The sequence below is a fragment of the Corynebacterium kalinowskii genome (genome assembly GCF_009734385.1).
Lineage (GTDB): Bacteria > Actinomycetota > Actinomycetes > Mycobacteriales > Mycobacteriaceae > Corynebacterium > Corynebacterium kalinowskii.
The window spans coordinates 563,235-578,658 of record NZ_CP046452.1; the positions used below are offsets into that span (position 1 = coordinate 563,235).

The 15,424-nt window shown below is 61.3% G+C and carries 9 protein-coding genes; 5 read left to right on the forward strand and 4 right to left on the reverse strand.

The window, feature by feature from the left end; genetic code table 11:
* The first annotated feature begins 30 nt into the window (after positions 1 to 30).
* Complete coding sequence (locus tag CKALI_RS02665; RefSeq protein ID WP_156191829.1) at positions 31 to 894, forward strand: ABC transporter ATP-binding protein; 864 nt, start codon at positions 31 to 33, stop codon at positions 892 to 894.
* Positions 891 to 2,462: a hypothetical protein gene (locus CKALI_RS02670; protein ID WP_156191830.1), complete on the forward strand. Its 1,572-nt coding sequence runs from the start codon at positions 891 to 893 to the stop codon at positions 2,460 to 2,462. Before CKALI_RS02665 ends, CKALI_RS02670 begins: the two co-directional genes overlap by 4 nt.
* Positions 2,463 to 2,504: 42 nt before the next feature.
* On the opposite strand, the gene CKALI_RS02675 is transcribed toward CKALI_RS02670, so the two are convergent.
* Positions 2,505 to 3,128, reverse strand: coding sequence for an RraA family protein (locus CKALI_RS02675; protein ID WP_156191831.1), 624 nt, complete (start codon positions 3,126 to 3,128; stop codon positions 2,505 to 2,507).
* A gap of 95 nt (positions 3,129 to 3,223) precedes the next feature.
* Between CKALI_RS02675 and CKALI_RS02680 the strand changes: the two genes are divergently transcribed.
* The gene (locus tag CKALI_RS02680; RefSeq protein ID WP_156191832.1) at positions 3,224 to 3,412 is read left to right on the forward strand and encodes a hypothetical protein; all 189 of its coding nucleotides are present in this window, start codon (positions 3,224 to 3,226) and stop codon (positions 3,410 to 3,412) included.
* A 186-nt stretch (positions 3,413 to 3,598) separates the two neighbouring features.
* On the forward strand, positions 3,599 to 12,538 hold the full coding sequence (locus CKALI_RS02685) for a type I polyketide synthase (protein ID WP_156191833.1): 8,940 nt from the start codon (positions 3,599 to 3,601) through the stop codon (positions 12,536 to 12,538).
* Positions 12,539 to 12,613: 75 nt separating this feature from the next.
* Here the strand turns inward: CKALI_RS02685 and CKALI_RS02690 are convergent, their stop codons facing one another.
* Positions 12,614 to 12,988, reverse strand: coding sequence for a hypothetical protein (locus CKALI_RS02690; RefSeq protein WP_156191834.1), 375 nt, complete (start codon positions 12,986 to 12,988; stop codon positions 12,614 to 12,616).
* Positions 12,989 to 13,279: 291 nt separating this feature from the next.
* Here CKALI_RS02690 and CKALI_RS02695 point away from each other — a divergent pair, with 291 nt between their 5' ends.
* Entirely contained in the window at positions 13,280 to 14,593 is a 1,314-nt protein-coding gene (locus CKALI_RS02695) for a YkvI family membrane protein (protein ID WP_407643757.1), read from the forward strand.
* Positions 14,594 to 14,624: 31 nt separating this feature from the next.
* Here the strand turns inward: CKALI_RS02695 and CKALI_RS02700 are convergent, their stop codons facing one another.
* The gene (locus CKALI_RS02700) at positions 14,625 to 14,918 is read right to left on the reverse strand and encodes a winged helix-turn-helix domain-containing protein (RefSeq protein ID WP_156191835.1); all 294 of its coding nucleotides are present in this window, start codon (positions 14,916 to 14,918) and stop codon (positions 14,625 to 14,627) included.
* Positions 14,915 to 15,316, reverse strand: coding sequence for a hypothetical protein (locus CKALI_RS02705; RefSeq protein ID WP_156191836.1), 402 nt, complete (start codon positions 15,314 to 15,316; stop codon positions 14,915 to 14,917). Before CKALI_RS02705 ends, CKALI_RS02700 begins: the two co-directional genes overlap by 4 nt.
* Between the last annotated feature and the right edge of the window lie 108 nt (positions 15,317 to 15,424).

Here is a 15,424-nt window from a genome sequence, read left to right on the forward strand (position 1 = left end):
GTCAGTGTCACATTGGGTTACACTGCAGCTATGCGACAGTCACTATCAAATGACACCGACTCCCCGATTGTGGCCGAGGGGATAACTAAAAAATTCGGCCGTGTCACTGCACTGGATGGCCTAAACCTGCATGTCAAAACCGGAGAGGTCCACGGATTCCTGGGGCCCAATGGAGCGGGAAAATCCACCACCATCCGGGCCATCCTGGGTCAGCTCCGGCTCGACCAAGGACACCTGCGGCTATTTGGTGGTGATCCCTGGCTTGACGCGGCGGAACTGCATAAACGGGTTGCCTATGTGCCGGGGGATACGGCACTGTGGCCGTCGTTAAGCGGAGGCGAATGCATCGACCTCATCGGTGGCTTGCAAGGCAGCCTGGATCCACGGCGACGCGCCGAGCTGATCGATCGCTTCGAACTAGATCCGCGACGCAAGGCAGGTAGCTACTCCAAGGGAAATCGGCAGAAGGTTGCGCTGGTGGCGGCGCTGGCAACGCAGGCTGAGTTGCTGCTTCTGGACGAGCCGACCTCCGGGCTGGATCCAGTCATGGAGCAGCGCTTCATTGACACGGTTCGGGAGGCGAAAGCGGAAGGGCGCACCGTGCTGCTCTCCAGCCATATCATGTCCGAGGTGGAACAACTCTGCGACCGAGTCACCATCATCCGTGCAGGTAAAGACATCGTTTCGGATTCGCTGGATGCGTTGCGGGCGCAGGCGACAGTCCGCATTGAAGCGAGGTGGCCGGGTAAAGGTCTGGTGCGGCGAGATGTTGCGCCGACGGATGTCGTCGCTACCGTATCTCGACTCGCCGAGCAGAAGCCGGCGGATCTCACCGTCACGCCCGCCAGCTTGGACGAGTTGTTCTGGCGCCACTACGAGGAGACCTCCCGATGACCGCCGGCTGGTTACGCATGTTGCGTCTGCAATGGCGCACCTCCTGGGGGATGCTCCTCGGGGCACCGATCCTGCTGGCAGTGCTGGTTACCCTGATTGCCGCTGGCATCTCTGAGCTGTATCCAGATCTAGCTGCGCGAGAGATCTACGCCGCGACGATGGCCGCCTCGCCAGCTGCGACTGCCTTCAATGGCCGCTCCTATGATGTCGACACCGTGGGAGGCATCGTCGCTGTGGAGCTCGGCTTTATGGGGCAGCTGGCCATCCCGATCGTCGGCGCCTTTCAAACGCTTCGGCTCACACGTCGTCTCGAATCTTCCGGTGCTCTCGAGCTGATCACCGCCTGCCCGGTAGCACGCCCCGCGGTGCCATTGGCAGCTTTCGTGTCTGCGCTCCTGTCCTGGAAGTTGTTTGCGCTGCTCGCATTCTGTGGGTTGGTCACGCAAGATCTTCCGTGGGTCGGTGCTGCGCATTTTGTGGTGATTCTCGCATTGTTCGGCTTGGCATTCAGCGGCATGGGCCTGCTCCTCGGCGAACTTGCCGGCAGCTATCGCACCGCCACCGGCCTTGCCCTCGGCACGGTCTTTGCTGCGTTCATTGCCCGCGCGCTTGTCGACGGCCTAGGCCTGGACCTCACCTGGGTGAACCCGATGAGCTGGGTGGCAGAGGCCAAACCCTGGGGAGACCCCGAGCTCTGGCCCTACCTTTCTTTCTTGGCGCTGGCTCTAGCCTCCGCGGGTGCCGGAGTCGCAGTATGCACGCGCCGCGATCTTGGCTCTGGTGTCATTCCGACGCGTCTGGGCCGTGCTGTCGCCCGGCCAGGGCTGGCCACACCGTGGGGATTCCTGTGGCGCGTGACCGTTGGCGCTAGCGCTGGCTGGCTCATTGGAATAGTCGTGTGGGCCGCTGCGATTGGTGCGATGTCGCAGGAGTTTGTGGATGCAATTGCGTCGAATCCTTCGCTCGCGGCAGCCTTTGGAATGGTGCCGGAACACATGGCCACTGTTGTTGCGGTGTTGCTGGCTGCTGCGTTGGCTACAGCGGCTGGGCTATCGGTGTTGCTCTCGCACGGCACTTCGGAGTTGTCTTCTCGGTTGGGATTGCTACATGCCGGACGCTACTCGCGGGGACTCTGGTGGTTGGTGTGGAATGCGTCATCGCTGCTGGTTGCGGGGGTGGCGCTCTTCGGTGCGGTGACGGTACTTGGGCTAGTACAGCGTCTGGTCCTGGACCGCCCAGCAGCGCTTTCGGATGCGGTAGGGGCGGGCGTTGACCTGCTCATTCCCGTTCTTGCGATGGTGGCAATCGGGTCCTTTTGGGTCGGCGTTGCTCCTCGATTGCGTGCCGTGGCGTGGCTCCTGCCTGCATGGACTGTTTTGGTGGGCCTCCTGGGTACCGCGCTGCGCATGCCGGAATGGTTGCAAAACACTTCTTTCGTGCATGTTGTGGGTACGGTTCCAGTGGCGGCTGCTGATGGTGATGCGCAGCTAGCGCTGGGCGTGTTGGGGGCGGCCTTGTTGGTCCTGGCCTGGCTCGCTTTTCGACGCCGGGACCTTGCACGCGGATAGAGGTCTCATCCGTAACGCCGCTGTAGGTTCACCGACAGCTACCTATTCCGGCAGTCCCTCGAAGTCGCCACCAGCTTCGAGTGCTGCGAGCACTTTTGCGCGGTGGTCCGCGGTCCACGCGGCAAGGCCTGCCTCAGACTCGGCGCGTTCCTTCTCGGCAGCCTTGGCAAAGACCTGCTCGGCGTCAGCAGCAGCAACGACCACGATGCCGTCTTCATCGGCGACAACGATGTCGCCGGTGCGGACTTCGACGCCACCAACTGTGACAGTCTCCGCCGGAACAAGGGCTTTTTTGGAACCTGGCTTCGGGTATAGCCCGCGCGCGAACACGGGGAGTCCCATGTCACGGATTTCATCGACATCGCGGATATTGCCGTCGATGACGAAGCCCGCGATGCCGCGCTGCTGGGCTACGGCGCAGACATTGCCTCCGGCTACGGCAGGATCGGTTCCTCCGGAGTGGCAGACGATGATGTCGCCAGGTTGGGCTCGGTAAATCGCTGCGTGCATCATCAGGTTGTCGCCTGGCCCGCATTGGGCAATGAAAGCTCGACCGGTGATGCGGGGAGTGCCGTCGATAAGTGGGCGAATCCCGTTGTCCATGATTGTGGAGTTGTCGACGATGTTGGCCAGCCCTGTGGTGCCGACGTTGGGGAGTGTGCTCATGATGATCCTTTGCGGAGATGGGGGTCATAATATTAAGGAATAGTGACGCAGGTCCTAATCTAGCGAACAGAACGTGACTGGGTAGGGTGAGTAGCATGAGTATTTCGCGACATATCGACGATTACATCGCGGACCGGGGCATCAAGGAAAACGATGAAGTCGTGCCCGAAAGCGAGTGTCAGGTCTTTGATGGCCAGGTGCTGAGCGAGGAAGATCGCCTGGAAAATGCTCGCGCCGTCGTGGCTCAACTGCTTGAATCGGATTCACCCCCAAGATTGGGGTAGGGCGCTTTAAAGTAGTTTCAGACTCAAAAATAACCCCCGAGCAGCGAAAAGTAGCGGGGGATGTTTTGACACGCTAACTAAACGCCGCTCAAACATGACGGTTTCCTCACGATCTGTGGCATATTTGCTTTCGTTATCCCAACAAATGGGTGAAGTGTGCCCTGGCAACAGAAAGAGGAAAAGTACGTGACTGAGCAGCATATCCTGCGATTTGACGGTGCGAATCGACTCATCGATGAGCTAGACAACACGCCATTTACGCTGGTCTTTGCAGGACAGGGCGTTGATTGGCTCGCTGGACTGCGCACCGCCATCGCCGCAGGCGCAGGCCGGGGAATCACGGACATCGTCAATGAGGCTGCGGCCAAGCTCGCCGGTGTTTCGGACGAGATCGCCGCCGCTCGACCATTCGGTTTCGAGCCGATCGCATGGGCGCAAGCTGACCAGCCACCATTGATTGACGCATCGATGGCGTCGATTAGCGTGCCAGGCATCATCACCGCACAGCTCGCAACCCTCATCACCCTCGAGGCTCAGGGCCTCGACATCGAGCGCGCGCAGTCCGCAATCGGACACTCCCAGGGAATCCTCGGCGCGCACGCCATGAAGGACCTGACTCGCGCCGCGGAATTTGTTGCTATCGCCCAACTCATCGGTGCTGCTGGTAGCAAAACTGCCCGCGAGGCAGGCCTGGTACCTTCCGGCGAAGCAACGCCGATGCTGTCCATTAGGGGCATCACTCGCGAGCAGCTCGAAGCCGCCGTCAAGGGCACCGGGATTGAGATCGGCCTGCGTAACGCCCGCAACTGGTACGTCGCCGTGGGCGTACCGGCGGAACTCGAGACGCTGAAAGCGAAGCTGGAAAAGCTTGCTGCCAAGGACGCTCGCGACATCGAGGGCAAGAAGCGCGGTGGCACCCCGTTCGCACCGAAGTTCGTGTTCTTGGGCGTGCAGATCGCCTTCCACCACACCGCAATGATGCCGGCTGTCGAGCTCACCGTGAAGTGGGCTGAGCAGGCCGGACTCGACGCAGAACTCGCCCGCGCGCTGGCCACTGAAATCCTCATCACCCCAGAAGACTGGGTAGAAGATGTCACCACCGTTGTCGACGAGGGCTCCAAGTGGCTCCTCGATGTCGGCCCAGGCGAAGGCGTCTGCGCACTGACCACCATCGTCTCTGCGGGCCGTGGCGTAGGCAACGTCCAGATCGGCACCGCCGCCGGTCAATCCGCGCTTTTCGACGCCGGTTCCGCCCCAACCCGCCCAGAGTCCTACGACCAGTTCGCACCACGCGTGGAAAACGGCAAGCTGGTTACCAAGTTCTCCGAGCTCACCGGCCGCAGCCCAATGCTGCTCGCTGGCATGACCCCAACCACCGTTGATCCGGAGATCGTTGCAGCTGCTGCTAACGCTGGACACTGGGCTGAGCTCGCAGGTGGCGGTCAAGTGACTCCGGAGATCCTGGAAAGCAACATTGCCAAGCTGGACTCTCTGCTGGGGCCTGGTGTCAACGCTCAGTTCAACTCCATGTTCCTGGATCCTTACCTGTGGGGCATGCAGATCGGTGGCAAGCGCCTGGTGCAGAAGGCCCGACTCAACGGCGCACCGATCGACGGCGTGGTCATCACCGCAGGCATCCCAGAGCACGATGAAGCTGTCGAGCTCATTCACGAGCTGCGCGGCAACGGCTTCCCATGGATCGCTTTCAAGCCGGGTGCCATCAAGCAGGTCCGACAGATCCTCGAGATCGCTCGCTCCGTGCCTGAGGTTCCGGTCATCCTGCAGGTGGAGGGCGGCAAGGCCGGTGGCCACCACTCTTGGGAAGAGCTCGATGACCTGCTGATCGCCACCTACGGCATGATCCGCGACACCGCCAACACCGTGCTGTGTGTCGGTGGCGGCATCGGTACGCCTGAGCGCGCCGCTGAGTACATCACCGGTGACTGGGCAACCAAGTACGACCTGCCAAAGATGCCTGTCGACGGCATCCTGGTTGGCACCGCTGCCATGGCTACCCTCGAGGCAAAGACCTCCGAGTCCGTCAAGCAGCTCCTGGTAGAGACCAAGGGCCAGGACGAGTGGGTGGGCGCTGGCGCCGCAGCCTTCGGCATGGCTTCCGGTCGTTCCCAGCTCGGCGCTGACATCCACGAGATCGATAACTCCTTTGCCAAGTGTGGCCGTCTCCTTGACTCCGTTGCCGGTGACGCAGAGGCAGTCGCCGAAAAGCGCGATGAGATCATCGCCGCCATGGCAAAGACCTGCAAGGTGTACTTCGGTGACCTTGAGGACATGACCTACGCCCAGTGGCTGAACCGCTACTTGGAGCTTTCCGGTCCATTCCAGGGCGAATGGACCGACGTGTCCTGGAAGAACCGCTTTGCGCAGATGATCGAGCGCACCGAGGCTCGCCTCATCTCCCAGGACCACGGCGACTTCGAACCACAGGTTGCACTGGGGGAGAACCCAGCCGAGGCCGTCGCAAAGCTTGCCGAGCTGTACCCAACCGACGACATCCTGCACCCAGCCGATGTCACGTGGTTCCTTGGCCTGTGCCGTACCCCGGGCAAGCCAGTGAACTTCGTGCCAGTGATCGACAAGGACGTGCGCCGCTGGTGGCGCTCCGACTCCCTGTGGCAGGCACACGACGCGCGTTACGACGCCGACCAGGTCTGCGTCATCCCAGGACCGGCAGCGGTCGCGGGCATCACCCGCGCGAACGAGCCAGTTGCCGAGCTGCTTGGCCGCTTTAACCAAGCCGCAATCGACCTGCTTGAGGATTCCGTGGTAGCTGCAAAGACTGCCACCGACCGCGTTCTTGCTGCTCAAGGAACCTACTGGGCTGGCCGCAACGTCCCATCCATGGTCGCTCGACTTGGTTCCCCTGAAGGCTGGACCCTGACTGAAGGTGGCGCCACCCACTCCGCTTCCGGCGCAACGCTGCGCGACTTGGACGACACTCACGCTGAACTGACCGTCCCACTCGTCGGCTCCACCGCGCCAGGTACTACCGCAGATCTGAAGATCCGCTTCACGCTCCCTGAGGTCGGCGTCCCAACCGTCACTCAGGAAGACGCTGAGGCTGCCATGGGTGAACTCACCCGCATCGCAGCAGGTGGCGAGCTTCCAGCCGTTGACAATGGTGTCGCACGCTGGAACACCGAGTTGTCCGTGGCCCACATCGCTGACTACAACAACGTCACCGCTGCGCACCTGGACCGCACCGTGACCCCAGCGGGCACCGCACCGGATGTCATCGTCGGTCTCGCATGGCCTGCCATCTTCTCCGCAGTCAAGTCCGCGGTTATCCCAGGCACCGATTCCGCCTCCGTGGTGGAAGGCATGCTCTCCCTGGTCCACCTCGAGCACCACATCAAGCTGGTCGAGGCACAGCCAGATGAACTGCCTGCACAGTCCGTGCCGATTCGCGTGGAAGCCACCGCAGATGAGGTCTCCGACACCGACATGGGTCGTGTCGTCGTTGTTCGCGCTCGCGTGTACGCCACTTACCCAGACCGTGGCGAGCTACTGGCCGCCGAGCTGTCTGAGCGCTTCGCCATCCGTGGCCGCAACGGCAAGATGACCGCCCGCACCAACACCTCGGTGTTCCCAACTGTGGTGGACACCCCACGCTCCTTCCGTGCCTACGCCAAGGTCGTGGCACCTACCTCCATGAAGCCGTTTGCGATCGTCTCCGGCGACCGCAACCCGATTCACGTCTCCAACGAAGCCGCAGCCCTGGCGGGACTCCCAGAAGGCGTGATCGTCCACGGCATGTGGACCTCCGCTATCGCCGAGCTCATTGCTTCCGCAGGCTTCGAAGGCTCCGAGCCGAAGAAGGTCATGGAGTACACCGCGACGATGCTCGCACCAGTGCTCCCAGGCTCCGAAATCGAGTTCACCGTCGAGCGCTCGGGCGTCGACAACCGCCCAGGCTTTGGCGAGGTTCGCGAGATCACCGCAAAGGTCGACGGCAACCTGGTCATGACCGGCACCGCCGTTATCGCCGCACCTCGCACGTTCTATGCCTTCCCAGGCCAGGGCATCCAGTCCCCAGGCATGGGCATGGCTGCGTACCAGTCGTCCGCGGCTGCCCGCGAGATTTGGGACCGCGCAGACGCACACACCCGCACCAAGCTTGGCTTCTCCATCCTGGAAATCGTCCGCAACAACCCATCCGAAGTCATTGTCAAGGGCGAGAAGTTCCAGCACCCAGACGGCGTGCTCTACCTGACCCAGTTCACCCAGGTCGGCATGGCCACCTTGGGCTGCGCACAGGTCGCCGAAATGCGTGAGGCATCAGCTCTTAACCAGCGCGCCTACTTCGCCGGTCACTCCGTGGGCGAGTACAACGCCCTCGCGGCGTACGCTGGCGTGCTCTCCCTCGAGTCCGTTGTTGAGATCGTCTACGCCCGTGGCCTGACCATGCACCGTCTGGTCGAGCGCGACGCTAATGGCGTCTCCAACTACGGCCTCGCTGCACTGCGTCCGAACAAGATGAAGCTCTCCGCTGAGGATGTCTTCCCATACGTGGAGGGCATTGCCAAGGAGTCCGGCGAGTTCCTCGAAATCGTCAACTACAACATCGCCGGTGTCCAGTACGCCGTCGCCGGTACTCGTGCGGGGCTCGCTGCGCTCGCCGCGGATGCGGAAAAGCGCGCGCCGGGTATGCGTGCCTTCATCCAGATCCCGGGCATCGACGTCCCATTCCACTCCTCGCACCTGCGCGACGGTGTGGGCGCATTCCGCGATCACCTGGATTCCCTGATTCCGCACGAGATTGACCTAGACATTCTGATCGGCCGCTACATTCCGAACCTGGTAGCCCGCCCGTTCGAGCTGTCTCGCGAATTCGTCGAATCCATGGCCGAGGTCGTCTCCTCGCACCTGCTTGATGAGATCCTGGCTGATTACGAGGCTGCGGAAAAGGATGAGCAGAAGCTCGCCCGCACACTGCTCATCGAGCTCCTGGCCTGGCAGTTTGCCTCCCCAGTGCGCTGGATCGAAACCCAGCACCTGGCGCTGACCTCCCTTGAGGTGGATCGCTTTGTCGAGGTGGGTGTCGGTTCCGCTCCGACGATCGCCAATATGCTCGGCCAGACCCTGCGCCTGCCGCAGTACGCCGACGTGGACATTGAGGTCCTCAACATCGAGCGCGACGCCGCTACCGTCTTCGCTACCGACGCCTTCACCCGCGAGGTGGAGGAAGCACCGGCTTCCGAGGCAGCAGCACCAGCAGCTGAAAACGTGGCCGTTCGGGCTACCGAGGCTGCTCCTGCACCAGCTGCAGCTCCTGCAGGCGGCCCACGTCCAGAGGACATTGCCTTCACCCCTGGCGATGCCACCGACATGCTGATTGCCATCTGGACCAAGGTTCGCCCAGATCAGATGGCTGCCACCGACTCCATCGAAACCCTCGTCGAGGGCGTGTCTTCCCGACGTAACCAGCTCCTGCTGGACCTCGGCGTCGAATTCGGCCTCGGTGCCATCGATGGCGCCGCTGATGCCGAGCTGTCCGACCTCAAGAACACCGTGTCCCGCATGGCCAAGGGCTACAGCGCTTTCGGCCCAGTGCTCTCTGATTCTTCTGCAGATGCACTGCGTCGCATCACCGGTCCTACCGGCAAGCGTCCGAGCTACATCGCCGAGCGCGTCACCGGAACCTGGCAGCTGGGTCAGGGCTGGGCGGACCATGTCCAGGCCGAGATCGTCATGGGTGCCCGCGAAGGTGCATCCCTGCGTGGCGGCGACCTGGCGACGCTCACCCCGGCAGCTCCGTCCAATGCGTCTGAGCTGGACGCGCTTATCGACGCCGCAGTCCAAGCCGTCGCCTCCCGCCGCGGCATCTCCGTTGGCCTGCCTTCCGCTGGTGGCGCTGGCGGCGGCGTAGTGGACTCCGCTGCACTCGGTGAGTTCGCTGAGGCTGTCACTGGTCGGGAAGGCGTGCTGGCCGAGACGGCTCGCACGATCCTCAGCACCCTGGGTCTTGCCGAATCCCCAGCTCATGGCCTGAGCGAACGGGAAGACAACGCTGATCTCTTCGAGCTGGTCTCCCGCGAACTCGGTTCCGACTGGCCTCGCCAGGTGGCACCAAGCTTCGATGCTGACAAGGCCGTCCTGCTGGATGACCGTTGGGCTTCGGCTCGTGAAGACATCACCCGCTTCGCGCTCGGTGAGATCTCTGAACTGGACATCACTGGTGCTGGCGAAGCTGCAGCTCAGCAGGCTGAGTACTTCGGCCTGACCGAGCTGGCTCAGCAGGCTCGTACTACGGATGCCCTGCAGTACGCTTCCGACGTTGCCGTCGTCACCGGCGCATCCCCGAACTCCATCGCAGCAGCCGTGACCGAAGGCCTGCTCGCTGGCGGTGCCACCGTGGTGGTCACCACCTCCAGCCTGAACCATGGCCGCCTGGAGTTCTACAAGAAGCTCTACCGCTCCGCTGCCCGCGGCCAGGCTGCGCTGTGGATCGTCCCAGCAAACCTGTCCTCTTACACGGATCTCGATGCCGTGATCGAGTGGATCGGCAACGAGCAGACCGCAACCGTGAACGGTGCCAAGAAGGTCCTCAAGCCGGCATTGGTTCCGACCCTGCTCTTCCCATTCGCGGCGCCGCGCGTTTCCGGCTCCCTCGCAGATGCCGGTCCACAGGCCGAGAACCAGATGCGTCTGCTGCTGTGGTCCGTCGAGCGTCTGATCGCTGGCCTGTCCGAGATCGGTGTAGACACCGAGATCGGCAAGCGACTGCACGTGGTCATCCCAGGTTCACCGAACCGTGGCCGCTTCGGTGGCGACGGCGCCTACGGCGAGTCCAAGGCTGCCCTTGATGCGCTGGTCACCCGTTGGCATGCAGAACCAGTGTGGGGCGATCGCACCTCCCTGGTCCACGCTCTCATCGGTTGGGTACGCGGCACCGGCCTCATGGGCGGCAACGACCCACTGGTCGAGGCCGTCGAGGCAGCTGGCGTGCGCACCTACGCCACCAACGAGATCGCAGAAGAACTCTTGTCACAGGTCGCGCCTTCCGTGCGCGAAGAAGCTGCTCAGACACCAGTGGTGAAGGACTTCACCGGCGGACTTGGCGAGGCTGATCTGAACTTGGCCGAACTGGCTCGTGGCGCTGCAGCGCAGGCTGCTGCCGCGGAGCAGGACGTCGAAAAGCCTGTGACCATCAAGGCACTGCCTACGCCATACCGTCGCTTCGAAGCCACCGCTCCGTCCTTCGAGGTCACGCAGCGTCTCGAGGACATGGTTGTCATCGTCGGCGCCGGCGAGCTTGGCCCATACGGCTCTGCCCGCACGCGTTTCGACGCCGAGCTCACCGGCTCCCTGTCCGCCGCCGGCGTCACCGAGCTGGCATGGTCCATGGGCCTCATCCACTGGGACGAGGATCCAAAGCCAGGCTGGTACGACGCTTCCGACGACCCAGTAGCAGAAGAAGACATCTTCGATCGCTACCACGACGAGGTTCTCGCCCGCGTCGGCGTACGCCAGTACCACGATGACTTCGGCATGGTGGACAACCTCATGCCAGAGCTCACCACTGTCTACCTGGATCGCGACCTTAACTTCAACGTCTCCGATGAAGCTGCCGCTCGCACCTTCGTTGACTCCGAGCCAGACACTACGACGGCGCACTTCGACGAAGAAGCAGGGGAGTGGGTTGTCACCCGCAAGGCTGGTTCCGCAGTTCGCGTGCCTCGCCGCATGGCGATGTCCCGCTTCGTCGGTGGCCAGATCCCAGAGGGCTTCGACCCATCGGTCTACGGCATCCCTGCGGACATGATCGACAACTTGGACCGCGTCGCAGTCTGGAACCTGGTGTGCACTGTGGACGCCTTCCTGTCCAGCGGCTTCACCCCGGCAGAGATCATGCGTTCCCTGCACCCAACCCGCGTGTCCTCCACCCAGGGCACCGGCATGGGCGGCATGGCCTCCCTGCGCTCCCTGTTCGTTGATGGTCTGCTCGCCGAGCCACGCCAGAACGACATCCTGCAGGAAGCCCTGCCGAACGTCATGGCTGGCCACGTCATGCAGTCCTACGTCGGTGGCTACGGTCAGATGATCCACCCAGTAGCCGCTTGTGCGACCGCCGCGGTATCCGTGGAAGAAGGCATGGACAAGATCCGTTTGGGCAAGGCTGACTTCGTGGTCGCCGGTGGCCTCGACGACCTGTCCATGGAAGGCATCACGGGCTTCGGCGACATGGCCGCTACCGCCGACTCCGGCGTCATGCGTGCCAAGGGCATTGACGATAAGTTCTTCTCCCGCGCGAACGACCGTCGCCGTGGAGGCTTCGTGGAATCCGCTGGTGGCGGTACCATCCTGCTGGCTCGCGGTTCCGTGGCGGCTGACCTCGGACTGCCTGTCTTGGGCGTCGTAGCGTTCGCAGAGTCCTTCGCGGATGGCGCGCACACCTCCATCCCGGCTCCTGGTCTGGGCGCTCTGGGCGCAGCCCGTGGCGGCACGGATTCTCGCCTGGTTCACGCGCTGGCTGCAGTGGGTGTCACACCGGATGAGATCGCGGTCGTGTCCAAGCACGACACCTCCACCGAGGCCAACGATCCGAACGAGTCTGACCTGCACACCCGCATCGCTCGCGCGATCGGCCGTACGCAGGGCAACCCGCTGTACGTCATCTCTCAGAAGACCCTCACCGGTCACGCCAAGGGTGGCGCTGCAGCATTCCAGATGATCGGTTTGACCCAGGTCCTTCGCTCCGGTGTGGTTCCTCCGAACCGCGCTCTCGACTGTGTCGATCCGGCGCTGGCTAAGAACGACGCGCTGGTCTGGCTGCGTTCCCAGCTGGATCTGCGCGCGAAGGCTCCCAAGGCCGGTCTGGTTACCTCGCTCGGCTTTGGTCACGTCTCCGCACTGATCGCGATCGTGCACCCAGCAGCGTTCGAGGCAGCGCTCGGTGATCGTGTTGCGTCCTGGCGTGAGGCTGCAGCCGCGCGTGAAGATGCCGGCCTGCGCCGCATCTTGGGCGCGATGCACGGCGGCTCCGCACTCTACGAGAAGCCAGTCGACCGCAACCTGGGCGGCACCGGCGCCGCTGCTAAGGAACGCGAGGCAGCAATGTTGCTGTCCGAGTCTGCACGCCTTATCGACGGCGTGATGCAGCCTTAACCACTAGCAGTAAAGCAGGCAGGTGAGATTCTTTCACCTGCCTGCTTTGTTGTTTCTGGTTGCCTGATCGGCCACTTAATGATGCTTGTACACGGCCAAGGCTAGGAGCCGGTTCAGGGCCGTCGATAAGCCTGCAATGATCAGGGCGAGGGCGGGGAGGAATAATAGCGCGCCGAGAAGAACGGGGCCATCACCGAGGGCGTTCCACAAATAGGCGCACCCTGCAACGCCGATCAGCAATACTGCTGCATCGAGGGAGAAGGCATTGATGTGGCGCCAGCTGAGGAGCCCCGAAGAGATGAGCGCTAGCATGATGCTGCCGACGAGGGGACCATGCCAGTACGGATTCCAGGCCCCACCGAATTGCGACGCGATCACACCGAGGCTGCAGGCTATTGTCAACCACGGCACAGCGAGCCATTTCATGTGGATTAGCCGAGGATAAGCCATGCGATCGATGTTACTGGCATAACAAATCAATTACAGATCACGCCCAGAATATAGTGACCTGCGTTACTAAAACGCATTGGTGGCGGACGTGTGTTTTTGCTTCACATTTCAAGCAAATGGCGTAGTAGTGAGGTGGATTTCGTTATTTCAATTTTCGAGGAGCTTCGCGTCTTTTGGTTAATGATTGATAACAGATTCACTGACTCAAGGCATGTGACCTGCGAGGATTCATCCTGAAACCTGATTAGGGTTAATGGGAGTCAACCGAGAATTGCATAGGAAGGCAATATTGTGACCACCTCCAGATCCTTCGCCATCGCCATGTCCTTCGTAGGACTACTTGTGGGGGCGGGCTTCGCGACCGGCCAAGAGGTGGTGCAGTACTTCACGTCCTTCGGCGTCCACGGCGTGTGGGGAATCATCGTCGCAGGCGCCATCATGACTCTCGCGGGCACTGTTTTCTTACAGCTCGGCAGCTACTTTCACGCTAGCGAGCACAACACCGTCTTCCGCCAGGTGACACACCCAATTATTTCTAAGCTTCTCGACATCTCCGTCATCATCACCCTCTTCTCTATCGGTTTCGTCATGCTCGCCGGTGCTGGCTCGAGCATGTCGCAGCAATTTGGCTGGCCGACGTGGGCGGGCTCCACGCTGATGTTGGTGCTGGTTATGGCGTGCGGGCTTCTCGACGTCAATAAAGTCTCTACGGTCATTGGTGCCGTCACCCCGTTGATCATTATCGCGGTGGTATTCGTGAGCATCTACACGTTGCTGAATATGCCCTCCGACCCGGCAGCGATGATGGAGCTGTCCTCCCAAATTGACTCACCGGTCTCAAACTGGCTGGTCTCAGCGTTGAACTACAACGGTCTGGCGCTCATTCTGGCCGTTTCCATGAGTCTGGTTATCGGCGGTGACCATCTGGATCCACACGAGGCGGGTCGGGGTGGATTCTGGGGCGGCATTACTTATACCGCGTTGATGGGGCTGGCATTTTTTGCGCTGCTCATGAATGCGGACAAGGTCATGGTGTCGGATATTCCGATGCTCTACATTCTGAGTAGCATTCACCCGGTGCTCGGATTCGTCATGTCGATCATCATTTTTCTCATGATCTTCAACACCGCGATCGGAATGTTCTACGCTCTGGGCAAACGTCTTTCTGCCGGTAGGGAAGAGCGATACCTGCCAATCTTTATCGTCGGCTGCCTCGCGGGTTACGCGGTGTCCTTCTTTGGCTTCAAGACGTTGATGGCCTTCGTCTATCCGGTCATCGGTTACATCGGCATGTTCATGGTTGTTGTGTTGGTCTATGCGTGGTTGATCTCGTTCAAGGATATTAAGGACGAGGCACGTCGTCGCGCGCGTATCAAGGCGCTGCTGCGCCTCAAGCTCCGCCCGGATCATGAATATGACGAGGCTAAGGACGCTGTCATTGGTGAGGAACTGAAGGAATCAGTCGTCGATGAAGAAGAGCTCCTGACCAATGTCCTTGAAGAGGTCGCTGACGATCTGCATAAGGACGATGCCGTGGACTTTGATGTCGAAGATTTCGATATCGATGACCATGACGTAGATGAGTACCTAGAGGCCGCGCGCTAGGCGTTAATGTGGGCTCCACTGCCCATTAGACCTATCCTGCAATCTCCCGCAGGGCGTTCAGGTGATCCTGCCAGGCTTTCAATCCGTTGCGGGTTAGTGAAAGCTTGGTTTGTGGCTTCTTGCCCACGAACCCTTTCTTGATATGCACGTATCCCAATTCCTCCAGGGCGGAACCATGCTTGGAGAGGGTGGAGTCCGTAGTAGCGATGTAGTCGCGCAGATCCTTAAACAACATGTTGTCTACGCCGGCGAGCGCCGCCATTAGGGAAAAGCGCAGGGGATTGGAAAAGGCGGGGTTGAGGTCCAGCCGAGGGTGCGCGCTCATCGGTTAGCCACCACTTCCCACGCCGGACCTGCAAACGCCAAACTGAGGTACAAGGTGGACAACGTCATCGCGATGTCAAGGTTTGGCTGAATGATCGCCGTAGCGGCCCAAGTGATGCCCCAAAGAGCCATGAAGATGAGCCAGCGTCGGCTGAAGCCACGACGCGCTGTCTTTTGGACTGCAAACACTATGATCATTGCGACCGACACTGCTGCCCACGTCAGGCTGAGGATCATGGGGATGAGGGAATCAGGAGCCCAGAATTTACCCATCGCATAGATCGTTCCAGCTGTACATAGCCCCACATAGGTCACCCATACTGGATTGAAACCGGTGACGTTCTTTTCTAGTTGACGCGCCTGGTCGAGCTGCTGTCGAGCCTGTTCTGGGGTGGTCATGATGTTCTCCTTATCTAGCGGCTTTTCTCTAATGATAGAAACAACTTTCCACTTTGGCAAGTGCTTTCTGGGGCTTTTGCTTTGACAAGTTCAAGTGTTCACCGGCTG

Excerpts from the sequence above, each read along its gene's own strand:
- CKALI_RS02680 (WP_156191832.1), top strand. The coding sequence starts at position 3,224 with ATGAGTATTTCGCGACATATCGACGATTACATCGCGGACCGGGGCATC.
- CKALI_RS02700 (WP_156191835.1), bottom strand. The coding sequence starts at position 14,918 with ATGAGCGCGCACCCTCGGCTGGACCTCAACCCCGCCTTTTCCAATCCC.
- CKALI_RS02675 (WP_156191831.1), bottom strand. The coding sequence starts at position 3,128 with ATGAGCACACTCCCCAACGTCGGCACCACAGGGCTGGCCAACATCGTC.
- CKALI_RS02705 (WP_156191836.1), bottom strand. The coding sequence starts at position 15,316 with ATGACCACCCCAGAACAGGCTCGACAGCAGCTCGACCAGGCGCGTCAA.
- CKALI_RS02665 (WP_156191829.1), top strand. The coding sequence starts at position 31 with ATGCGACAGTCACTATCAAATGACACCGACTCCCCGATTGTGGCCGAG.
- CKALI_RS02690 (WP_156191834.1), bottom strand. The coding sequence starts at position 12,988 with ATGGCTTATCCTCGGCTAATCCACATGAAATGGCTCGCTGTGCCGTGG.
- CKALI_RS02670 (WP_156191830.1), top strand. The coding sequence starts at position 891 with ATGACCGCCGGCTGGTTACGCATGTTGCGTCTGCAATGGCGCACCTCC.